Genomic DNA, 21,917 nt, shown 5'->3' with positions numbered 1-21,917 from the left:
ATCGGGCCGGGGCGGCCCCGTCTCGACGGGACCGCCCCGGAAGCCTTGCGCTACGGCCGGCGGCCGGGAACGGTGGTGCGCCCGCCCCCGCGCTCGGCCTGATGACCGGTCCGGAGGCCGGCCCGGTGACAGCCGGTGTCAGGCGGAGGTCTCGGCGCCGGCGACGTAGCTGATCAGGCTGAAGCAGTTGCCGTCCGAGGCCTCGGAGAGCACCTTCATCGACTGCAGGTCCAGGACGTTGGCCGCGTGCGCCTCGACCTCCGGGGTCTCCTCGCCGCTCTCGCCGAGGTTCTGGTCCATGTTCTCAGCCATGGTCGAACTCCCTTCCACAGGTGGGTTGTCGCGGTGGTGACGGCGGCGTCGTGACCGACTGCCGGCCGCCGTGCCGACCATGGTGGGCACGGCCGGCTGCACCCGGCTTCGGAGGCGGTTGGCCACCGGTATGGCCGCAGGCCGGGGCGCCGCGGACACCTCCGGCCGGGCCGGCGGGGCGCCGCGCGACGCCCCCGCACCCGGCCCCACCTGCGGCCATACCGGCCGCCAGGCGTTCCCGAACCGGGCCCGAAGCCACCCCCGCGACCCTGACCCGGAACGCCCGAACGCCCACGCACGCGGCACCGGCCTCGCCCGAGCACCCGCAGCGCCCGCGCCCCGTACGCCCCGCACAGCGGAGGACGACCGAAGGACGGCCCCATGCCCTGCCCACTCTGCGCCCAACTCGTCGCCACGAACGACCAGTTCTGCCCTTCCTGCGGCACCCCGCGGGCCGCCGCCCTCGACCTGGCCGCCGAGGAGCGCAAGCTGGTCACGGTGGTGTTCTGCGACCTGGTCGACTCCACCGCCCTGTCCGGCGCGCTCGACCCGGAGACGCTGCGCGAGGTGATCCTGCGCTACTTCGAGCGGATGCACCGACAGATCGAGGCGCACGGCGGCACCCTGGAGAAGTTCATCGGGGACGCCGTGATGGCCGTCTTCGGCGTCCCGGTGATCCGCGAGGACGACGCCCACCGGGCGCTGGCCGCCGCGCTCGCCATGCTGGATGACCTGGAGGACCTCAACACCGAGCTGGACGCCACCCTCGGGGTCCGTCTGGACGTCCGGATCGGCGTCAACACCGGCCAGGTGGTGGCGGGTTCGGACGCCTCAGCACGCCAGGCGCTGATCTCCGGCGAGACCGTGAACATCGCCGCCCGGCTGCAGACCCGGGCCGCCCCCGGCCAGGTGCTGATCGGCCCGCAGACGCTGCGGGCGGCGGGCCCGGCCGCCCAGGTGGACGAGGTCGGCCCGCTGCAGCTCAAGGGCAAGGCCGAACCGGTCACCGCCTACCGGCTGGTCGGCCTGGACGAGGACGACCCGGAGCTGCTGCGCCGCTTCGACGTCCCGCTGGTCGGCCGCGAGCGCGAACTGGCCGAGCTGGACGCCGCGTTGGCCCGGGTGGCGGGCGGCTCGGGCGCCGAGCTGCTGCTGGTGGCCGGCGAGCCCGGGATCGGCAAGACCCGGCTGGTGCGCGAGTGGCGCGAGCGGGTGGGCCGGCGCACCGCGCGCTGCGGCACCGCCCGCTGCCGCAGCTTCGGCGAGCAGGGCGTGCTGGCGCCGCTCGCGGAGGCCGTCCGCACCCTGCTGGACGAGCCCGAGGGCGCCGCCCCGGCCGAGGCGCTGGCCCGGCTGGACGAGGCGACCGCGCCGGGCGTCGGCGCCGGGCAGTCGCTGGAGCTGCTGGCCGCGATCCTGCGCGGGCGCACCGTGGAGCGCCCCGCCGTCCTCGTCCTGGACGACTGCCAGTGGGCCGGCCCTGCCCTACTGGACGCCGCCGAGCGGCTGACCGAAGCGCTCGGCACGGCCCCCGTGCTGCTGCTCTGCCTGGCCCGCCCCGAGCTCCCGGCCGCCCGCCCGGAGCTTCCGGCGCTCCCGGTCGGCGGCCTGTCCTGGGACGAGTCCGCCCTGCTCGCCGCCCAGTTGACCGAGCTGAGCGCCCACCAGGACACGGTGCCGTCCCGGCTGCTGGAGCGCGCCGAGGGCAACCCGCTGCACCTGGAGGAGCTGCTGGCCGCCCTCACCGAGGCCGAGGGCCCCGCGCACGACGAACTCCCGCCCACCGGCCGGGCGCTGCTCAGCGCCCAGATCGACGGGCTGGAGCGCGACGAGCGCGCCACGCTGGACCTCGCCGCCGTGCTCGGCCGCGCCTTCACCGCCGCCGAGCTGGCCGAACTCGCCCACGGCGGCAGCGATCAGGACACCTTCGCGGACCCGGAGGACGACGTCTTCACCGGCCCGATCGACGGCCTGCCGGCCGGCCCGGCCGCCGACGGCGAAGACACCCCGCCGCGGCTGCACGCCGCGCTGGCCCGGCTGGCCGAGCGCCGCCTGGTCGAACCCACCGGCCCCGGCTACCGGTTCAGCAGCGGCCTGGTCCAGGAGTCGGTCTACCAGTCCATGTCCAAGCGGGCCCGCGCCGAGCGCCACGAACGCGCCGCCGACCTGCCCGCCGTCCGCTCCGCCGGGGACGGCGCCGTCGGCGGCCACCTGGAGCGCGCCCACCGCTACCGGCTGGAACTCGGCCTGCTGGACGCCCGTACCGACACCCTGCGCACCCGCGCGGCCGCCGCCCTCGGCGCCGCCGGGGCCGGCGCCCTGGCCCGCGCCGACCTGCCCGCCGCCGTCGACCTGCTGGAGCGCGCCGTCCGGCTGCACTACCCCAACGAGCGTGCCGCCGGCCCCGTCCTGCGCCGCCTCGGCGAGGCCCGGCTCGCCGTCGGGCGCGCCGACGAGGCCCTGCCCGTCCTCGCCCAGGTGCGGGACGCGGCCGCCGACCCGCTGGACGCCGCGCACGCCCGGCTCGCCCTGGCCTCCCGCGGCCTGCCGCCCGGCCAGGACCAGCCCGCCGCCACTGCCCGCGCCGTCCTGCCCCTGTTCACCGACACCGGGGACGACCTCGGCCAGGCCCGCGCCCGGCTGCGCCTCGCCGAGGAGCGCCTGCTGGCGGGCCGACACACCGAGGCCGAGCAGCTGCTGGAGCAGGCGCTCGACCACGTCTCCCGCACCGACGCCGAGCTGGACCGGGCCGCCGTGCTGGCCGCGCTGGCCGCCTCGCTGCTGGCCGGCCCCGAGCCCGTGCCGAACGCCACCTTCCGGCTGCGGGCCCTGCTTGCCGAGCACGGTGCCGGCCGCCGGACCGTGCGGGTCGCGCTGAACGGCCCGCTGGCCGTCCTGCTGGCCCTGCGGGACCGTCCCGAGGAGGCCGAGCTGCTGCTCGCCGAGGCCAACGGGCTGGCCGGCGAACTGTCCCTGGCGGAGGCGATGGTCGCGCTGCCCGCTCTGACCGCCCAGGCCGCTGCCGCCACCGGCCAGTCCGGCCAGGCACTGGACCTTCTGGCCGATGCCGCCGAGATCGCGCGCCACCAGGGCACCGCCGCCCCGCTGCCGCGCCTCGCCCTCACCACCGCCCGGGTCCTGCTGGACACCGACCGCCCGGCCCAGGCCGCCCGGCACCTGGACGGCGCGGACGCGGTCGCCTCGCTGCCGCCGGTGCTCGCCGTCGAGCTGGACGCGCTGCGCGGCCGGCTCGCCGCCGCCCGGGGCGAGGCCCTGCCGGCGCTGGACCTCACCGCGGCCGCCCTGGACGCGGCCGAGGCCACCGAGTCGCTGCTGCTCCGGGCGCTCACCGCGCTCGACCGCGCGCACGCCCTGCTGCTGCTCGACCGCCCCGCCGAGGCCGCCGTGGCCGCCGCCCTCGCCCGGGACCACTTCGCCGCCAAGGGCCACCTGCCGGGTGTCCGGCGGGCCGAGCGGCTCGGGGGCACCCGGTGAGCGGCCCGGCCGGCCTCACCTGGAGCCTGCGTGACCGCGGCCCCGCCGACCTCCCGGTCCTGGCCGACCGCCTCGCCGACGGCGGCGACGGCACCGGCAAGGGCGTGCGGGTCTGCGTGGTCGACTCCGGGGTCGAGCCGGACCACCCGCTGGTCGGCCCGCTGCAGGGCTCCTGGGCAGTGGTCAAGGACCCGGTCACCCGGGAACTGACCGTCCGCCCCGACACCGCCGGCGACACCTGCGGCCACGGCACCGCCTGCGCCGGCATCATCCGCCGCACCGCCCCGGACTGCGAGCTCTACAGCGTCCGGGTGCTCGGGGAGCGCTTCACCGGCACCGGCGACATGCTGATCGAAGGCCTGCGCTGGGCCGTCCGGCAGGGCTTCGACGTCGTCAACCTCAGCCTCTCCACCACCCGGACCCGCTTCCTGGAGGAGCTGCACGCGATCGCCGACGACGCCTTCTTCGCCCGCACCGCGATCGTCGCCTCCGCCCACAACACCCCGGTGGAGAGCTTCCCGTGGCGGTTCTCCTCGGTCATCTCGGTGGGCAGCCACCAGGAGGACGACCCGGCGCTGCACCTGTACAACCCGGCCCCGCCGGTCGAGTTCTTCGCCCCCGGCCAGAACGTCCGGGTGCCCTGGCTCGGCGGGGCGACCATCCGCACCACCGGGAACAGCTTCGCCACCCCGTACGTGGCCGGGCTCTGCGCCCGCATCCTGTCCCGGCGGCCGAGGCTGACCACCTTCCAGCTGAAGAGCGCGCTCTACCTCACCGCGGCCAACGTCCAGGTCCCGACCACCCCCACCCCGGAGGCGCCCGATGACCCTCAGCACTGACCCCGCCGTCGATCCGCTGGCCCGCGAGCTGCTGCAGTCCGTGGTGGACGTCGCCCGGGCGATCTTCGGCGCCCAGGCCGGCTCGGTCTGCCTGCTCGACGAGACGGCCGGGGAGCTGGTGTTCCAGGCGGTCTCCGGGCGCGGCGAGGAGTCCCTGGTCGGCCGCCGCTTCCCGGCCGGCCGGGGCATCGCCGGCTGGGTCGCCGCCTCGGGCGAGCCGATGGTGGTCGACGACCTGGGCGCGAACCGCACCTTCGACCGGGACTTCGCCGAGTCCACCGCGTACGTCCCCGACGCCCTGATGGCCGCGCCGCTCACTCACGGCAGCCGGGTCCTCGGCGTCCTGGAGGTCCTGGACCCGGCCCCGCAGGCCCGCGCGAGCCTGCCCGAGCTGGACCTGCTGGCCATGTTCGCCCGCCAGGCCGCCGCCGCCCTGCGGGTGATCGCCGACCGCACCCCGGCCCCGGAGCCCGCCCCGGACCGCGCCGCCGCCCTCGGCCTCCTCGCCGACCTGGAGGAGCTGCTGCGGCGTCAGCCCTGACCCGGTGCCAGGCGGGCGATCTGACCGCGTTCCAGCGCCGCGTACACCGTGCCGTCCGGGGCCACCGCGATGCCGTGCGGTTCGGCGCCCTCACCCGGGACGGGGTGCCCGTCGAGCCGCCCGTCCGGGGTGAGCACCCCGATCCGGCCGGCGCCCCACTCGGTGAACCAGAGCCGGCCGTCCGGCCCCGCCGCGATGGCGTGCGGCTTGGCGGCCGGGTCGGCCAGCACGTGCTCCGTCACCTCGCCGTCCACGGTGACCCGCCCGACCAGCCCGGCGCCGATGCCGACGTACCAGAGCGCGCCGTCGGCCCCGGCGGTGATCCCGACCGGCGCGGTGCCGGCGGTGGGCAGCCGGTGGACGGTCACCTCGCCCGCCACGGTGATCCGGGCGACGGCGTCCGCCTGGTTGAGCGTGCACCACAGGGCGCCGTCCGGCCCGGCGGTGATCAGTGACGGGAACGCCCCGGGGACCGGCAGCGGATGCTCCGTCACGTCTCCGTCCACGGTGATCCGCCCGATCCGGTTCGCGGTCATCTCGGTGAACCACACCGCCCCGTCCGGCCCGGCGGCGATCCCGTACGGCCCGGCGCCCTCGCCCGGCAGCGCGAAGGAGCCCGCCGTGCCGTCCGCGTCGATCCGCCCGATCCGGTGATCGCGCATCCGGCTGAACCACATCGCCCCGTCGGGCCCGGCCGCGATCACGGCGGGCCCGCACTCCGGCGCCCCGAGCCCGTACCGCTCCACGGTGCCGTCCGCCGCCAGCCGCCCGACCTCCCCGGCGTGCACCAGGGTGAACCACACCCCGCCGCCGGGGCCCACGGCCACCCCGTACGGCCCGGCTCCCCCGTCGGCCACGTCGAACAGTTCCATCCGCACCCCTCCTGACACTATCGCGACTTGCGTCGCATTAGCGATGGTGCCACGCACCGCCCGCCCACGACAAGCCGGTTACCCACCCCGCTCGGGGAAGCCGCGCAGCACCGAGACGACGCCGGTGACCGCCGCGCAGACCGGGACGGCGAGCAGGGCGCCGATGATGCCCGCGATGCCCGCGCCGGCCACCACGGCGACCATGATGGTGGCCGGGTGCAGTTCGACCGTCCGGCTCTGGATGACCGGCTGCAGCACGTTGCCCTCGATCATCTGGACGGCGAGGACCACCCCGAGCGCCCAGAGCGCCGTGCCCAGGCCGCCGTCGGCGAGGGCCACCAGCACCGCCACCGTGCCGGACAGGAAGGCGCCGACGAAGGGGATGTACGCGCCCATGAAGACCAGCGCACCGAGGCCGGCCGCACCGGGCACGCCGAGCGCGAGCAGGCCGATGGTGATGAAGGTCGCGTCGATCAGGGCGATCAGGGTGGTGCCGCGCATGAAGCCGGCCATCGCGTCGAAGGCCCGTTCGGCGCAGGCGATGACGGTCTCGGCGCTGCGCCCGGGCAGGTAGGAGCGGATGGCGTCGCCGGTGCGGTGGCCGTCGCGGAGGAAGAAGAAGACCAGGGCGAGCGCCAGCACCGCGCCGGTGATCAGCTGGGTGAGCAGGCCGAGCCCGGACAGGACACTGTTCGTCAGGGTCGAGACCAGCGAGTTGGTCTCGCCCTTGGCGTTGTTCAGGGCGTGCTGGATCTTGTGCCCGAGCGGGCCCAGCCAGTCCTCCAGCCGCCGCCCGGCCGCGGGCAGCGCCTCGGCGATCTGCGGGGCGCTGTGCACCAGGGAGTTCACCAGCAGCGCGATCACCCCGCCGCCCGCCACGACCAGGACCGTGCAGGTCAGCCCGGCGGCCAGGCCCCGCCCGACGCCCCGTCGCACCAGCCAGGGCACCACCGGGTAGAGCAGCGAGGCACCGAGCAGCGCCACCACGAAGGGCACGGTCGCGGCCCGCAGCTCGACCAGCGCGAAGACCGCCAGTGAGGCGACGGCGATCAGCAGGATCACCGCGGCCGACCAGGCCGCCGCGTGCCGCAGTGCGGGCGGCAGCATCAGGTACGGCCTGCGGTGGTCGGGCCGCTGCTGGTCGCCGGGCGCGCGCTCCACGGTCACGGGCCACCTCCGCCGGGGGTCGTCGACGAGTCCGGACCGACCCAGCTCAGCAGAGAATCCGACGCTCCGCCCGTCGTGCGCCCCCGCCCCGGCTAACCCACCGCCTCGATGCGGACCGTGCCGCCCCCTTCGCCGCCGGCCGCGAAGTCCAGCACCCGCTGCGCCTCGGCCTCCGCCGCCTGCCGGTCGGCCCGCCGCAGTGCCACGAACGGTTGCACGACGACCTCCTGCTCGGCCGTCAGCCGCCAGGCCCCGGCGACCAGCCCGTCCACCAGCAGCGTGCCGAGCACGATCCCGTTCTGCGTCATGACCCGCCCCCGGTACTCCTCGGGCAGCACCCGGGTGCGGTCCGCGTGCGAGAGCAGCAGGTTGTCGAACGGCGCGACCAGCCGCACCGGCGCCGGGGTGTCCCCGTCCGGCCGGGGCGCCTCCGGCAGGTCGTACAGCAGCCGGCCCTGCTCGTCCCGGAAGGTCAGCAGCCGCGGCGCGAGCCTGCGCAGCACCGGGGTGAGCCCGCTGAGGCCGCACCACTTCTTCACGTCGGCCGCGGTGGCCGGACCGAAGGCGGCGAGGTAGCGCAGGACCAGGTCGTCGAGGGAGGGCGCCGGGTCGAGCGGGCGGCCGAGCCAGGCCTCGGCGGTGGTGTGCGCGGCCGGGCCGCCGCGCCCCCACAGGCCGCGCGGCGGCACCTGCACCAGCGGCAGCAGGCAACGGGCCGCCTGGGCGAGCGCGGCCGGGTCGCGGTCCGGGCGGGTCCCGGCGAGCAGCGCGCCCAGCTGCTGGAAGGTCCGCGGCCGTTCCTCGACCAGCTCCCGGGCCTCGGCGGCGAGCGCGGCCGGGTCGAGCCCGGCGAGCCGCTTGCCGTAGGTGGTGCGCAGCTGCTGGTCCAGGAGGGGCTGGAGCAGGGGGCGCAGCGTCAGGCAGTCCTGGGCGGTGACGAGGTGGATGGTGCCGCGCTGGAGGGCGATCCGGACCGCCGCCCGTTCCTCCAGCAGGCGGCTGAGCTCTTCGGGCGTGAAGCCGTCGAGCCGGGCGAGCAGCCCGAGGTAGGGCGGCTGGGGTGCCGCCTGGGCCTGGAGGCCGCCGAGGTGGTGGACCATCGCGGCGGGCGTCAGGTCGGTGCGGGCGAGCAGGTGCTGACGGGCCAGCAGGGCCCGGCCGAGCGCCCGGGTGCCGAGCACCGGCTGCGGCTCCGTCACCGGGGGCCGTCCAGCACCGAGCGCAGCACGTCGATCCGGTTGGTGGTGATGGAGGCGACCCCGGTGTCCCGCAGGCGGAGCATGGTGCGGCGCCGGTCGGCGGTCCAGGTGGAGACGGCGAGCCCGGCGTCCGCGGCGGCGGCGGTGAAGGCGGGGGTGACCAGGCCGAACGGCGGGTTGAGGTAGCGCGGACGCAGGTCGTCCAGCAGGGCGCGGACGGGCATCCGCGGCTGCTTCCAGGTGAGCGCGATCTCGGCGTCCGGGGTCTGTTCGCGCACGGCGAGCATGGCGGTGACGGGGCCGCAGAAGGCGACCAGCCGTTCGGCGCCGAGCCCGGTGACCACGGACCAGGTGGCGGCGGCCGGGCCGGGCTCGTCCAGGTCGATGAGCAGCCGGCGGCCGTCGGAGCCGCTCACCGCCTTGATCGCCTCGACGAGCGTGGGGACGGCGAGCGGGCCCTGCCGCAGCTCGTCCAGCTGCTCGGTGGTGACCCGGTCGATCGACCGGGGATCTCCCCAGAGCCGTTCGAGGGTGCGGTCGTGCAGCAGGACGGGCACCCGGTCGCGGGTGAGCTGGACGTCCACCTCGACGGCGTCGGCGCCGGCGGCCAGCGCGGACTCGACGGAGGGCAGGGTGTTCTCGCGGTACCGGTAGGGGTCGCCGCGGTGGGCGACGGCCAGCACCCGGGGGCGGCGGTCGGTGCTCGCGCTCGGGGTGGTCGGCAGGTGTGGCATCCGGGCCTCTCGTTGCGGTTCCGGGACTCGTCGGTGCGGCATCGGCGCCGTTCGGTGCGGCGTCAGGCCGTTCGGTCCGGCGTCAGCGCCGTTCGATCATCACGTTGGTGGACTTGATGACCGCCGTGGCGGGTGCGCCGGGGACCAGGTTCAGCTCTTCCGCCGACTCCCGGCTGATCAGCGACACCACCCGGAACGGCCCGGCCTGGATCTCCACCTGGGCGGCCACGTCACCGAGCAGCACGTCGGTGACGATCCCCGGGAAGCGGTTGCGGGCCGAGGACGGGCGGCCCTCGGCCTCGGCGTTCTCCGGCCGGGCCAGCTCGCGGGCGAAGGCGGCGAGCTCGGCGCCGGGGATGATCCGGTGCCCGTGCTCGTCGCGCGCGGCGGCGAGCCGCCCGGCGTCCACCCAGCGCCGCATGGTGTCGGCGCTGACGCCGAGCAGCGCCGCGGCCTCTCCGATGCGGTACGGGTTCGCCGGCACCTCGGGCTGGCCCATGAGCGACTCCTGACGGTGGTTCGAGGGACTTCGGGGGACGGGGGTCCTCGGCGCTGCGCGCCCCCGCGGCCATCCTGCCGTACCGGGTGCGGCATCGGGAAAGCCAGGGCTGCCGGGTCGGGCGCCGGGGCCCTACGGCTCGCCGAAGAGGTCCCGCCGCACCGCGTCCCCGGCGGTCAGCACCGCCCCGGCGAGCACCGCGCCGCCGCCCGCCGTGCCGGCCCGGACCTCGGTGCTGAGCGGCGAGAGCCGGGCGAGCCGCCGCTCCACCCGGCCGGCTAGTTCGGCGCCGCCGGCCCGGCCGATCTCCCCGCCGAGCACCACGCAGCCGGGGTCGAGCACCACGCAGACGCTCGCCGCGCCGATGGCGATCCGTTCGGCCAGCTCGTCCAGGAAGCGCCCGTCGGCCTCGCCGGCCCCGGGCGCGACCGCCGCCCGGACGACGGCCTCGGCCGCGGCGGCGTCCCCGGCCGGGGCGGCGGGCAGCCCGTGCGCGCGGGCGAGGTCGCAGATCGCCGCGCTGCCGACCAGGTCGTGGAAGCCGCCCTCGCAGCTGTCGGCGCTGGGCAGCCCGACGGTCCCGGGGACGGGCAGGAAGCAGATCTCGCCGGTGCCGCCGGAGAAGCCGCGGCGCAGCCGCCCGTCCAGGATGACGGCGGCGCCGACGCTGTGGCCGAGCCACATCAGCACGAAGGTGTCGCGGTCGCGCGCGGCGCCGACCCGGTACTCGGCCCGCCCGGCCAGGTTGACCTCGTTCTCCAGGATCACGTCGGTGCCGGGCAGTTGCTCCAGTGCGGCGAGGAGTTCGGCGTGCCAGGCGGGGAGGTTGCCGGTGCTCTGCAGCCGCCCGGTGGCGGGGTCGACAAGCCCGGGGGCGCCGACCGCGACGGTGTGCAGCCGCTCGACTCCGGCGCCGCGCGCGGTCTCCAGCAGGGTCGTGGTGATCACCGCGGCGGTGCCGGGCCCGCCCGCGCCCTCGACCGGGATCTCGGCGGTGGCGAGGGCCTGCCCGGCGAGGTCGGCGACGACCAGGCTGACGCCGCCGGCGCGGACGTCGAAGGCGGCGATGTGCGCGCGGGAGGCGACGAGTGCGTAGACCCGGGCGTTGGGGCCGCGCCGCTGTTCGCCGCGTTCGCCGACGACGGCCACCAGGCCGGTGCGTTGGAGGCGGTCGAGCAGGTCGGCGACGGTCGGCCGGGACAGGCCGGTGAGGTCGCGCAGCTCGGTCGCGGTCAGGGGGCCCTGTTCGAGCAGGAGGTTGAGCGCCAGCCGGTCGTTGATCGCCCGGGCGGTGCTCGGCGTGGCCGTACGCGCGGTGGTCATGGCCGCTCATCCTTCCAGAGTGTTTCTATCAGGGTCCCTTCCTGATAGTTTATCGAACCGTCGCCGGCCGGTCGCGCCTCCGCCGCGCGGCCCGTCCTGCGCGCACCTGCGCTTGACTACCGACAAGGCCACCCACAGGGCACCGTCGCGCCCCGCACCGCGCGACCGGGAGGGAACGCCGATGAACCGCACCACCGCGCCACCGCCGCAACCGCTGACCGCCCCGCGCCGGGCCCGGGCGAGCATCGCCCTGGTCTTCGGCGTGCACGGCGCCGTCAGCGGCAGCTTCGTCACCCGCATCCCGTGGCTCCAGGACCGCCTGGACCTGTCCACCGGACAGCTCGGCCTGGCCCTGGTCATGCCCGCCATCGGCTCCTCCCTCGCCATGCCACTGGCCGGCCGCTTCGTCCACCGGTACGGCGGCCGGGCCGCGGTGCGCGGCCTGCTCTCGCTCTGGTGCCTGGCCCTCGCCCTGCCCGCGCTCGCCCCCTCCCTGCCACTGCTGTGCGTGGCGCTGCTGGCGTACGGGGCCACCGCCGGGATGGCGGACGTCGCGATGAACGCGCAGGGCGTGGAGATCGAGGAGCGCCTCGGCCGCTCGATCATGTCCGGCCTGCACGGCATGTGGAGCGCCGGCGGCCTGCTGGCCTCCGGCTTCGGCATCCTCGCCGCCCACCTCGCCCTCGACGCCCGGCTGCAGCTGGCCGTCACCGCACTGGTCCTGCTCGCGCTCGCCCAGCCGGTCTGCCGCGGCCTGCCCGACCTGCGGGCGCACGAGGACGCCCAGGAGCCCCCGCGGTTCGCGCTGCCGCCGCGCAGCTCGCTGGTGATCGGGCTGGTGGGCTTCTGCGCGGTCTTCGCCGAGGGCGCCTCGATGGACTGGAGCGGCGTCTACCTGCGGGACGTCACCGGCGCCTCGGCCACCGTCGCCGCCGCCTCGTACACCGCCTTCTCGCTCACCATGGCCGTCAGCCGCCTCGCCGGGGACGCCGCGATCCGCCGCCTCGGCGCCGTCCGGACCACCCGGATCGGCGGCGCCGTCGCCACCGTCGGCGGCCTGCTGGTGGTCGCCGCCGACCGCCCCGCCCTCGCCATCCCCGGCTTCGCACTGATCGGCATCGGCATCGCCGTCATCGTCCCGCTCGCCTTCGCCGCCGCCGGCCGGATCGGCAGCAACCCCAGCCAGGCCATCGCGGGAGTCGCCACCGTCACCTACACCTCCGGCCTGATCGCCCCCGCGGTCATCGGCACCCTCGCCCAGGCCACCTCGCTGACCGCCTCCTTCGGCCTGGTCACCGCCCTCGCCCTCGCCCTGCTCCTGAGCGCCGGGGCGCTGCGCCGGGCCGAGCGGAATCCCGCCGACGAAAACGTGACCGCACCGGAATCGGAAGGGCCTTCCAGAAAAGATCTCTCCACGATATGATGGCAAATTCCGGAAGGAATTCCCCGCTAGCATCACCGACCGTCGGGCGCAGCCGCGCCCGGCGGTTTTTCGCGATCCGCGAGAGGGATTCCCGTGTGCTACGACCCGGACGCCGCCCCGCCCGCCTTCTCCCCCGTCACCCGGCCCCCGGCCGAAGCCGCACCGCTCACCCTGACCTCCGCGGACGGCACCGAGTTCGGTGCCTTCCTGGCCCGCCCGGAGGTCACCACCGGGGTCGGCGTGCTCGTCCTCCCGGACAACAAGGGCCTTTCCGGCTTCTACCGGAAGACCGCCGAACGGCTCGCCGAACAGGGGCACCCGGCGCTCGTCCTCGACTATTACGGCCGAACCGCCGGGGCCTTTCCGGAAAACCGCCCGACGGAATTCGGCGAACTGCCGAACCTGCTCCCCCACCTGCTCGCGCTCACCCCCGAGGGCCTGGACGCCGACCTCACCGCCGCCCTGGAGCGACTGCGCACGGATGGCCCGGCCGAAGTGGTCGCGCTAGGCTTCTGCTTCGGCGGCCGCCAGGCCTTCCGCGCCGCCGCACCGCGCTTCGGACTGACCGGCGCGGTCGGGTACTACGGCTACCCCGACACGATCAACGGGGCCCCGGGGCCCACCCAGCTCGCCGCCGACCTCACCGCCCCGATCCTGGCCTTCTGGGGCGGCGCCGACGAGCACATCCCGTCCGCCGCGGTCGAGGCCTTCGACGCGGCCCTCACCCGAGCGGGCCACCCGCACGAGTTCGTCACCTATCCGGGTGCCCCGCACAACTTCTTCGAAATGTCGGCAGTCGAACACTTCGGCGCTGCCCGGGACTCCTGGCACCGTCTGCTGGAGTTCCTCGCCCGGTCGCGCTGAACCGCACCACCGGAGGTCGACCGATGTTCCGTCGTACGCGGCTCGTCGCCGCAGCCACCGTCCTCGCCACCACCGCCCTCGCCGCCCCCGCGGTGGCCCACGCCGCCCCGGCGGCCCCCGCAGCCGCGGACGACTTCGGCCCCGCCGAGATCCGGCCCCTGGCCGGGCCGCCGAACCTCTGCCTGGAGGTCGCCGACGGGAGCACCGACGACGGCGCCCCGGTCCGGATCGGGACCTGCACCGGCGGCGACTACCAGAAGTGGACCCAGACCGCCGACGGCTGGATCAACCTGCACAGCGGCAAGTGCCTGGAGATCCCCGACGGCAGCACCGCCTGGGGCACCCAGGCCGACCAGCGGACCTGCAACGGCGGCAGCAACCAGAAGTGGAGCGACCCGCCCGTCGGCCACCCCGGCACCCCGCGCGGCATCGTCAACGCCCACAGCGGCCTCGTCCTCGACGTCTACGGCGGCGCCCTGACCCCCGGCACCCCGGTGATCCAGTGGGGGTACCAGGGCACCCCCAACCAGTTCTGGCACTACAACCCCGAGAAGGACCCGTACAGCTGATCCCGTGATCCCGTGATCCGCTGATCCCGTGGTCCCGTGGTCCCGCGTTCCGTCGGCGGCCGGTCGGCCCGGCCGCCGACGGCCTCGCGGCCCGGCGGCAGCACGGCCCGGTGCCCCGGCAGCCGGTCGGCCCGGTTAGGCTCAGGCGGATGTCCGAGCACGGTTCCACCCCCGAGCCCCCGGCCGCCCCGCGTTCCGCCTGGTGGCGGCTGGCGCTGCTGATCACGCTGCTCGGCGCGGCGGCCGGCTCGCTGCTGCTGTGGAACCCCACGGAGCTGCTCTCCGGCGGGCTGGCGGACCGGATGCCCGGGTACTGGTTCGCGCCGCTGTTCGCCCTGGTGTACGCGGTGGGCACGCTCGCCTTCGTGCCCCGGCCGGCGCTGAACGCGGCGGCCGGGCTGCTGCTCGGCATCCAGCAGGGCCTCGCGATGGCGGTGCTCGGCACCACTCTGGGCGCCGCCATGGCCTTCGGGCTCGGCCGGGGCCTCGGCCGGGAGGCGCTGCGCCCCCACCTGCGCGGCAAGGTGCTCGCCGCCCTGGACCGGCGGTTCACCGAACAGGGCTTCCGCAGCGTGCTGGTGCTGCGGCTGCTGCCCGGCGTACCGTTCCAGGCGATCAACTTCGGCGCCGCCTTCTCCGGGACCGGCGCGCTGCCCTTCGTCCTCGCCACCGCGATCGGCGCGGTGCCGACCACCGCCGTGTACGTGACGGCGGCCGCCAGCGCGGGCGAGCCCGGTTCGGCGGCGTTCCTGGTGTCGGCGGGCCTGATCGCCCTGCTGGGCCTCGGCAGCGTGGCGGGGCTCTGGCGGGCGGCCAGGGCCCGCCGCCGGGCGACGGCCGCCTGAGCAGTCGGCGGGCCGGCGGAACAAATCGTTCGCGCCCCTGCCGCGCCGGGCACCAGGATGGCCCGCATGACCGACATCGATCCGCGGGTGGACCCGCCGATGGCCGCCGGCGAGGCCGCCACCCTCACCGCCTTCCTCGACTACCACCGCCACACCCTCGCGCTCAAGTGCGAGGGGCTGACCGACGACCAGCTGCGCCTGCGCGCCGTCCCGCCGTCCGCCCTCTCGCTGCTCGGGCTGGTCCGGCACATGGCCGAGGTCGAGCGGTACTGGTTCCAGGGCATCCTGCTCGGCGAGGAGATCACCGCCGGCCACTACTGGACCAAGGACGATCCGGACGGCGACTTCGACCACGTCGACACCGCCGACGTCGCGGCCGACTTCGCCACCTGGCGCGCCGAGGTCGACGCCTCCCGCCGCGCGGCGGACGGCCTGCCGCTGGACACGGTGGGCAAGCGGCCGCGCCGCGACCGGGAAGTGACGCTCCGCTGGATCCTCGCCCACATGGTCGAGGAGTACGCGCGGCACAACGGACACGCCGATCTTCTGCGCGAATCCGTGGACGGTTCGACCGGCGAGTGATCCGCCGCGTGAAATCGTTTCCGCATTGTTGACAGAAGGTCAATTAAGCGGTGACCGCGACCGATATGGTCTACGCGCGCAACCGTACGGCGCTGCGCCGCGTCCGCTCTATTTGCCCGGGTCCGCCCGGGTTTCCGGCGCGGCACGACTCGTACGGGGGTCGCGAGCGGGCACGGGACCGGTGAACAGTGCGATACTCGGACAGTTCCGACGAGTGGATGACGTGTCAAGGAACGGCACGCAACCCCGGGGGACCAGACGGGACGGGACAGGGAGGCGCGGCATGGGAGCACTTCGCGACGAGCACCACAACGGGTGGCTGATGCCCTCGGGGAACTACCCGGCCGCGGTGTACGACGACGAGTGGGTGGACCAGGAGACGGTGCCGTCCGTCGCCGCGCCCGCGAAGATCGTCTCCCTGCGGCCGACGGGCTTCGAGGCGGCCCGCACGGTCGGTGAGCACATCCGGGCGAGCACCCCGGTGGTCATGGACCTCACCGAGATGGCGGAGGCCGAGGCCAAGCGCATGGTCGACTTCGCCTCCGGTCTGATCTTCGGCACCCGGGGCGGCATCGAGCGGATCGCCCGCCGGGTCTTCCTGCTCACCCCGGCCGACGTCGAGGTGATGGTGATCGACCGCCCGCTCGACGAGACCGGCTTCTACAACCAGAGCTGAGTCGACCAGAGCTGAGCCGCGGCGCCCCGGCGCGGCGGCACCCCCGACCGGGGACGGCACCAGCCGTCCCCGGTTTTTGCTGCCCGGAGCCCGTGCGCCGGCGGGTCGGTCGAGGGTCATCCGAGGCTCGCTTGAGACGCTCCAAACAATTCTGAGACATCCATGTCTCACATGAACTACACTCGACTCATGGCCACCGACCGCGACACCGTCCTCGAAGCCGCCGTCGGCGTGCTCTCCCGCCGCCCGACCGCCCACCTGGACGAGATCGCGCGCGCCGCCGGCATCAGCCGCGCCACGCTGCACCGGATCTTCCCCGGGCGCGAGGCGCTGATCCGCGAGGTCGGCCTGCTCGGCCTGCGCCGGTTCGCCGCCGCGCTGGACACCGCCGGGGTCGAGGAGGGCGACGCCGGGGCCGCGCTGCGCCGCCTGGTGGACGCCTCCGTCCCGGACGCGATGCTCTGCGCCTTCCTGGCCGGCGAGAACCAGCTCTACGACAACGACGAGATCAACGACCTCTGGGAGCTCCAGATCGCCCGGCTGCACGCGCTCTTCCTGCGCGGCCAGCAGCAGGGCGTGTTCCGCATCGAGCTGAGCGCCGCCTGGCTGAGCGAGGCCTTCTTCGACCTCGTCGCCGGCGTCGGCTGGTCCATCCAGGACGGCCGGCTCGCCCCGCGCGACGCCGCCTTCTCGCTCGCCGAGCTCTTCCTCGGGGGCGCACTGCGCAGACCGGACGCCCCCTCCCCCGCTCACACCACCACCGACGCCCCACCGCGCAGCACCTGAAACCGCAGCCCCCCGCACCACAGCTCCTCACTCCGCAGCACCCCACACCCCAGCACCACGGACCGCAGCACCTCCGACTGCAGACCGGACACCGATACGCCATGAGTTCCCTGACCGCCCGCCAGCGCTGGACCGGCCTCGCCGTCCTCGTCCTGGCCGTGACCGTGGTCGCGCTGGACGCGACCGTCCTGTCCCTCGCCATCCCGTCGATCAGCGAGACGCTGCGCCCCAGCGGCACCCAGCTGCTCTGGATCGGCGACTCCTACTCCTTCGTGCTGGCCGGCCTGCTGGTGAGCATGGGCGCGCTGAGCGACCGGATCGGCCGCAAGAAGCTGCTGCTGGCCGGTGCCGCCGCCTTCGGCGCGGCCTCGCTGCTGGCCGCCTACGCACCCGGCCCGGGCTGGCTGATCCTGGCCCGCGCGCTGCTCGGCGTCGCCGGGGCGACGATCATGCCGTCCACCCTGTCGCTGATCCGCAGCCTCTTCCCGGACGACCGGGAGCGGGCCACCGCGATCGGCATCTGGGGTGCGGCCGCCACCGCCGGAGCCGCGCTCGGGCCGGTGGTCGGCGGGGTGCTGCTGGAGCACTTCTGGTGGGGCTCGGTGTTCCTGATGAACATCCCGGTGCTGCTCCTGCTGCTGGGCCTCGGCGCCTGGCTGCTGCCGGAGTCCAAGGACCCGAAGCCGGGCCGCTGGGACGTGCTGAGCGTCGTGCTGTCGATGGCCGGCGTGGTCGGCGTGGTGTACGCGATCAAGGAGGCCGCCGCACACGGCGTGGCCCGCTGGGACGTGCCGGTCGCCTTCGTGCTGGGCGCCGCCGCGCTGACCGGCTTCGTCCGCCGCCAGCTGCGACTGGAGACCCCGCTGCTCGACGTCCGGCTGTTCCGCGACCGCCGGTTCACCGCGGCGGTCTCGGCCTCGCTGATCTCCCTGGTCGGCCTCTCCGGCGTGATCTTCGTGGTCTCGCAGTACCTGCAGCTGGTCCGCGGCTACCAGCCGCTCCAGGCGGGCCTGGCGGAGCTGCCGGCCTTCGCCGGCTCGGTGGTCGGCGGTCTGCTGACCGCCCGGGTGGCCCGCCGCTTCGGCGCCCGCACGGCACTGACGGCCTGTCTGCTGACGATGGGTCTGGGCGTCGGCGCCCTCGGCTGGCTGGAGCAGGACACCACCTACCTGCTGCTGGCCGCCTCCTTCCTGCTGGTCGGGACGGCCGAGGGCGTGGTCTACACGCTCGGCGCCGACCTGGTGCTGCGCGCCGCGCCCGCCGACAAGGCCGGCGCCGCCTCGGCGGTCTCGGAGACGGCGTACGAGCTGGGCACCGCGCTCGGCATCGCCCTGGTCGGCTCGGTGGTCGGCTCGGTCTTCGCGAACGGTCTGGTCGTCCCGGCCGGGACGGACCCGGCGGCCGCCGCCCGGGCGGGCGAGTCGCTCGGCTCGGCGGTCGAGGTCGCGCAGGGCCTGCCGGCGGAGGTGGCGCAGCCGCTGCTGGCGAGTGCGAAGCAGGTCTTCGTCGGCGGCATGAACGGTGCCGGGCTGCTGGCCGCCGCGCTGCTGGTCGGCGCGGCCGTGATGGCCTGGCGCCTGCTGCGCGGGCTCTCCGGGCCGGACGGCGCGGCGGGCCGCCCGGCAGAGACGGCCGACGCGGCCGGAGTGGCCACCGAGGCGGCCGACGCGCCTGCCGCTGCGGTGGAGAAGGTCCACGCCTGACCCGCCCTCCCGAGGACCGGAGCGGGACATCCCCTCCGCAGCTCAGCAGAACGGCCGTTCCCCCCGAGGGGAGCGGCCGTTCCCGCGCGCTCGGGCGCCGCTACTTCGCCCCGAAGGGCAGCTCCAGCTCCGCCCAGACGACCTTGCCGTCCCGGGTGAGCCGGCTGCCCCAGCGCTGGGCGAGCTCGCTGACCAGGAACATCCCGCGCCCGCCCTCGTCCTGCTCGGCGAACGGGCGCAGCTGCGGGGTCTGGCCGCCGGCGTCGGAGACCTCGACGGTGAGCACCCGGTCGCGGAACAGCCGCAGCCGGCGCGGCGCGTCGGCGTGCAGCAGGGCGTTCGTCACCAGCTCGCTGACGAGCAGTTCGGCGTAGTCGGTGAGCGCGGACAGGCCCCAGGACTCCAGGGTGGCGCGGGTGAAGCGGCGGGCCTTGCCGGGCAGCCGGCCGCCGCCGCTGAGCGGGAGGGTGGCGATCCGGTCGGCGGGCAGCGGCAGCACCCGGGCCATGATCATCGCGATGTCGTCCTCGGTGCCGTCGGTGACGAGGGCGGCGAGGACGGCGTCGCAGCTCTCCTCCAGGGTCCGGCCGGGCCCGGAGAGCGTGCGGGCGAACAGGTCGATCCCGTCGTCCAGGTCCTGGCCGCGCCGCTCGACCAGGCCGTCGGTGTAGAGCGCGACCATGCCGCCCTCGGGGATGGTGAACTCGATCGACTCGAAGGCGACGCCGCCCACGCCCAGCGGTACGCCCGGCGGCACCTCGACCCGCTCGGCGGTGCCGTCGGGGGCGACCCGCACCGGTGGCAGGTGCCCGGCCGAGGCGACCTGGACGGTGCGCTCCAGCGGGTCGTACACCGCGCAGATGCAGGTGGCGAACTGGCCCTCGCCGATTCCGGAGGCGGTCTCGTCCAGCCGGGTGAGGACCTGCTCGGGCGGCATGTCCAGGGTGGCGAGGGTCCGGGCGACGGTGCGCAGCTGGCCCATCGTGGCGGCGGCCCGGATGCCGTGGCCCATCACGTCGCCGACCACCAGGGCGACCCGCCCGCAGGACAGCGGGACGACGTCGAACCAGTCGCCGCCGACCTCGCTGACCACGCTGCTGGGCAGGTAGCGGTAGGCGATCTCCAGGCCGAGGGTGCGGTGCACCTCCTGCGGCAGCAGACTGCGCTGCAGGGTGAGGGCGGTCTCCCGTTCGCGCCGGTAGAGCCGGGCGTTGTCGAGCGCCAGCGCGGTGCGAGCGACCAGCTCCTCGGCGAGTGCGACGTCGGCGGCCGTGAAGGGCTCGGGGTTGCGCATCCGGATGAACTCGGATCCGCCGAGCACCATGCCCCGGGCGGTGATCGGCACCATCAGGTACGAGTGGATGCCCGCCGCCATCCCGGGGGCCACCCGGTCCTCGCTGGAGACCAGCCCGCGCAGCACCTCCTCGTCCACCTGGGCCCGCAGCAGCGGCTTCCCGCTGCGCAGACACTGGGTGTAGCTGCGGTCGGGGGCGTACTCGGAGGTCTCGCCGACGACGTCGACGGCGTGCGCGAGCCCGGTCTCGTAGTTCTCCCCGACGGCGACGGCGCGCAGGGTGACGGTCCGGTCGGTGGGGATCGGGGTGGGCTCGGCGCCGCGCAGCACCGGCTCCAGCAGGTCGACGGTGGCGAAGTCGGCGAACCGGGGGACGACGGCCTCGATCAGTTCCTCGGCGGTGCGCTGGAGGTCGAGGGTGGTGCCGATCCGCGCGGTGGCCTCGGCGATGGTGCTGAGCCGTTCCTGGGCCCGGGAGGCGCGGGCCTCGGCCTGGAAGCGCTCGGTGACGTCGATGATCGAGGAGCAGACGCCGAAGACCCGGCCGGTGGAGTCTTCGAGGCGGAAGTAGGAGGCGGACCAGGCGCGGTCCCGCTTCGGGTCGCCGGGGACGCGGCCGTGCGAGCGGGCGTCCACGACGGGCTTGCCGGTCCGCAGCACCTGGCGCATGATCTGCTCGATCTCGGCGGTGTTGATGCCGGGGAGCACCGCGGATATCCGCCGGCCGAGGTGCGCGGCGACCGGTACGCCGTTCATCCGGGCGAGCGCCTCGTTGATCCGGGCGTAGCGCAGGTCGGTGTCGTAGACGGCCATCCCTATCGGGGAGCGACCGAAGATGCCGTCCAGCACCGCGAGGTCGGCCTCGACGGCGTGCAGGGCGCGGGTGTCGGAGGCGGTGGCGAGGAGCAGCAGGGTGCCGGCCGGGCCGGCGATGGGGTAGGTGCGGAACTCCAGGTCGACCTTGTGGCCGTCGCGGTGGCGGACCGGGAAGACGCCGGACCAGCCGCTGCCGGTCATGATCCGTTCGAAGAGGTCCAGCACCTCGGCGCGGTCGCCGCCGTCGGTGAGCAGTTGGGCGGCGTAGCTGCCGACGGCTTCCTCGCTGGTGTAGCCGAGCAGGGCCTCGGCGTCCTCGCTCCAGTGCAGGATCAGGCCGTCGTCCTGGAGCAGGGCCGTCGCGAGCGGGACGAGCCGGTGGCCTTCGGGGAGTGCGCCTTCGGGGAGTCCGCCTTCGGGGCGCTCACTCCCGTGGTGATCACCCCCGCGGTGCTCACCTCCGGGGTGTTCGCCCTCGTGGCGTTCGCCCTCGTGGCCGTCGCCCTCGGGACGTGCCGGAGTGCCGCCCGGTGCCGTGCGCGCGGCGTCGGTCGCGTCCCACTCGTGTCCGTGCATGATCAGGCAGCACCCCGGTTCGGCTCGTGCCCGGCCGGGTGGGCCTCGCGGTCCGTGTCGGCCGGGGTTCTTCTCCAGACTGCACGGACATCAGCCGCCCGGCGACCCCTTGGTCAGGGGTTGTCCGGCCGCTCCGGATGTACGGGCGTCATGGGCGTACCGGGCGCAGCGTACTCTCAAGAACGCCCGCCCACTGCCGGATCACCCCGGAACGTCGGAGGCTGTCGTCGGTGAGCAGGTTGGCCAGGCCCAGCCCGCGGGCGAGGTCCAGGGTGGCCTGCACCGATTCGCGCACGCCGGGGCGGCCCTCGTCGGCGTCCAGGAACTCCACGGCGGCCCGGTGGGCCTCTCTTCCCACGTGCCCCTCCAGGGCGATGATCCGCTCGCGCAGCGCCTCCTCGGTGGCGGCGGCGGTCCACAGGTGCAGGGCGGCGCGGAACAGCGGGCCGGTGTAGAGGCGGACGATCATGTCGACCACGGCGCGGGTGCGGTCGGGGCCGGCGGCGGGCAGCTCGTCCGCGTGCGCGCGGACGGCCGCCAGCCGCTCGGCGGTGACGTGCTCGACGGCCGCGGTGAAGAGGTCCTCGCGGGTCGGGAAGTGGTGCTGGGCGGCGCCCCGGGAGACGCCGGCGCGCTCGGCGACGACGGTGACGGTGGAGCCGTTCCAGCCGAGTTCGGCCAGGCAGTCCACGGCCGCCGCGAGCAGCCGGGCCCTGGTCGCGCGGCTGCGGTCCTGCTGGGGCGTGCGGGCGGCGGCGTGGCTGGCCATGGCTGCGGGCGGCTCCTGTTCCGGTGGGGACGC

General features: G+C 75.4%; 20 protein-coding genes. 11 read left to right on the top strand and 9 right to left on the bottom strand.

Annotated elements, in window-relative coordinates; genetic code table 11:
* Window positions 1–138: 138 nt before the first annotated feature.
* Entirely contained in the window at window positions 139–312 is a 174-nt protein-coding gene (locus ACZ7KX_RS02980) for a hypothetical protein (protein WP_470324968.1), read from the bottom strand.
* Window positions 313–693: 381 nt separating this feature from the next.
* Here ACZ7KX_RS02980 and ACZ7KX_RS02975 point away from each other — a divergent pair, with 381 nt between their 5' ends.
* The 3 genes from ACZ7KX_RS02975 to ACZ7KX_RS02965 are packed head-to-tail and all read left to right on the top strand — an operon-like array spanning window position 694 to window position 5,187.
* On the top strand, window positions 694–3,807 hold the full coding sequence (locus ACZ7KX_RS02975) for an adenylate/guanylate cyclase domain-containing protein (protein ID WP_470324967.1): 3,114 nt from the start codon (window positions 694–696) through the stop codon (window positions 3,805–3,807).
* Window positions 3,804–4,646: a S8 family peptidase gene (locus ACZ7KX_RS02970; protein WP_470324966.1), complete on the top strand. Its 843-nt coding sequence runs from the start codon at window positions 3,804–3,806 to the stop codon at window positions 4,644–4,646. The genes ACZ7KX_RS02975 and ACZ7KX_RS02970 overlap by 4 nt, the downstream gene beginning before the upstream one ends.
* Window positions 4,630–5,187 (top strand): GAF domain-containing protein, encoded by a 558-nt coding sequence (locus ACZ7KX_RS02965; RefSeq protein WP_350525209.1) that lies wholly within the window; start codon window positions 4,630–4,632, stop codon window positions 5,185–5,187. Before ACZ7KX_RS02970 ends, ACZ7KX_RS02965 begins: the two co-directional genes overlap by 17 nt.
* Here ACZ7KX_RS02965 and ACZ7KX_RS02960 read toward each other — a convergent pair.
* From ACZ7KX_RS02960 to ACZ7KX_RS02935, 6 genes are all read right to left on the bottom strand, one after another.
* Complete coding sequence (locus ACZ7KX_RS02960) at window positions 5,178–6,059, bottom strand: Vgb family protein (RefSeq protein ID WP_470324965.1); 882 nt, start codon at window positions 6,057–6,059, stop codon at window positions 5,178–5,180. The genes ACZ7KX_RS02965 and ACZ7KX_RS02960 overlap by 10 nt on opposite strands.
* A 78-nt stretch (window positions 6,060–6,137) precedes the next feature.
* A complete protein-coding gene (locus ACZ7KX_RS02955; protein WP_470324964.1) occupies window positions 6,138–7,226 on the bottom strand; it encodes an AI-2E family transporter in 1,089 nt (362 codons plus the stop codon).
* Window positions 7,227–7,318: 92 nt separating this feature from the next.
* Window positions 7,319–8,425, bottom strand: a complete 1,107-nt coding sequence (locus ACZ7KX_RS02950) for a winged helix DNA-binding domain-containing protein (RefSeq protein WP_470324963.1) — start codon at window positions 8,423–8,425, stop codon at window positions 7,319–7,321.
* Window positions 8,422–9,159, bottom strand: a complete 738-nt coding sequence (locus ACZ7KX_RS02945) for a glycerophosphodiester phosphodiesterase (RefSeq protein WP_470324962.1) — start codon at window positions 9,157–9,159, stop codon at window positions 8,422–8,424. The genes ACZ7KX_RS02950 and ACZ7KX_RS02945 overlap by 4 nt, the downstream gene beginning before the upstream one ends.
* 82 nt (window positions 9,160–9,241) lie before the next feature.
* On the bottom strand, window positions 9,242–9,658 hold the full coding sequence (locus ACZ7KX_RS02940) for a TOBE domain-containing protein (protein ID WP_470324961.1): 417 nt from the start codon (window positions 9,656–9,658) through the stop codon (window positions 9,242–9,244).
* 132 nt (window positions 9,659–9,790) lie between these two features.
* The gene (locus tag ACZ7KX_RS02935) at window positions 9,791–10,981 is read right to left on the bottom strand and encodes an ROK family transcriptional regulator (RefSeq protein ID WP_350525203.1); all 1,191 of its coding nucleotides are present in this window, start codon (window positions 10,979–10,981) and stop codon (window positions 9,791–9,793) included.
* 181 nt (window positions 10,982–11,162) lie between these two features.
* Here ACZ7KX_RS02935 and ACZ7KX_RS02930 point away from each other — a divergent pair, with 181 nt between their 5' ends.
* The 8 genes from ACZ7KX_RS02930 (at window position 11,163) to ACZ7KX_RS02895 (ending at window position 18,429) form a co-directional block, all read left to right on the top strand.
* Complete coding sequence (locus tag ACZ7KX_RS02930; protein WP_470324960.1) at window positions 11,163–12,404, top strand: MFS transporter; 1,242 nt, start codon at window positions 11,163–11,165, stop codon at window positions 12,402–12,404.
* 93 nt (window positions 12,405–12,497) lie between these two features.
* Complete coding sequence (locus ACZ7KX_RS02925) at window positions 12,498–13,268, top strand: dienelactone hydrolase family protein (RefSeq protein ID WP_470324959.1); 771 nt, start codon at window positions 12,498–12,500, stop codon at window positions 13,266–13,268.
* Window positions 13,269–13,291: 23 nt separating this feature from the next.
* Entirely contained in the window at window positions 13,292–13,837 is a 546-nt protein-coding gene (locus ACZ7KX_RS02920) for an RICIN domain-containing protein (protein WP_470324958.1), read from the top strand.
* Window positions 13,838–13,986: 149 nt separating this feature from the next.
* Window positions 13,987–14,682: a TVP38/TMEM64 family protein gene (locus ACZ7KX_RS02915; protein WP_470324957.1), complete on the top strand. Its 696-nt coding sequence runs from the start codon at window positions 13,987–13,989 to the stop codon at window positions 14,680–14,682.
* A 66-nt stretch (window positions 14,683–14,748) separates the two neighbouring features.
* Window positions 14,749–15,264 carry a DinB family protein gene (locus tag ACZ7KX_RS02910; protein WP_470324956.1) on the top strand — a complete coding sequence of 172 codons (516 nt, stop codon included), beginning with the start codon at window positions 14,749–14,751 and terminating at the stop codon, window positions 15,262–15,264.
* A 283-nt stretch (window positions 15,265–15,547) separates the two neighbouring features.
* Window positions 15,548–15,940, top strand: coding sequence for a cell division protein SepF (locus ACZ7KX_RS02905; RefSeq protein ID WP_350525197.1), 393 nt, complete (start codon window positions 15,548–15,550; stop codon window positions 15,938–15,940).
* Window positions 15,941–16,129: 189 nt separating this feature from the next.
* Entirely contained in the window at window positions 16,130–16,726 is a 597-nt protein-coding gene (locus ACZ7KX_RS02900) for a TetR/AcrR family transcriptional regulator (RefSeq protein WP_470324955.1), read from the top strand.
* Window positions 16,727–16,827: 101 nt separating this feature from the next.
* Complete coding sequence (locus ACZ7KX_RS02895) at window positions 16,828–18,429, top strand: MFS transporter (RefSeq protein WP_470324954.1); 1,602 nt, start codon at window positions 16,828–16,830, stop codon at window positions 18,427–18,429.
* A 100-nt stretch (window positions 18,430–18,529) separates the two neighbouring features.
* Here the strand turns inward: ACZ7KX_RS02895 and ACZ7KX_RS02890 are convergent, their stop codons facing one another.
* Entirely contained in the window at window positions 18,530–21,115 is a 2,586-nt protein-coding gene (locus ACZ7KX_RS02890; RefSeq protein ID WP_470324953.1) for a SpoIIE family protein phosphatase, read from the bottom strand.
* 148 nt (window positions 21,116–21,263) lie between these two features.
* Window positions 21,264–21,884 carry a TetR/AcrR family transcriptional regulator gene (locus ACZ7KX_RS02885; protein WP_470324952.1) on the bottom strand — a complete coding sequence of 207 codons (621 nt, stop codon included), beginning with the start codon at window positions 21,882–21,884 and terminating at the stop codon, window positions 21,264–21,266.
* Window positions 21,885–21,917 lie beyond the last annotated feature (33 nt).

It is taken from the genome of Kitasatospora sp. NPDC038210, from assembly GCF_055600605.1.
Note: the sequence above shows the minus strand (reverse complement) of the source record. Positions and strands in the feature narration are given on the sequence as shown.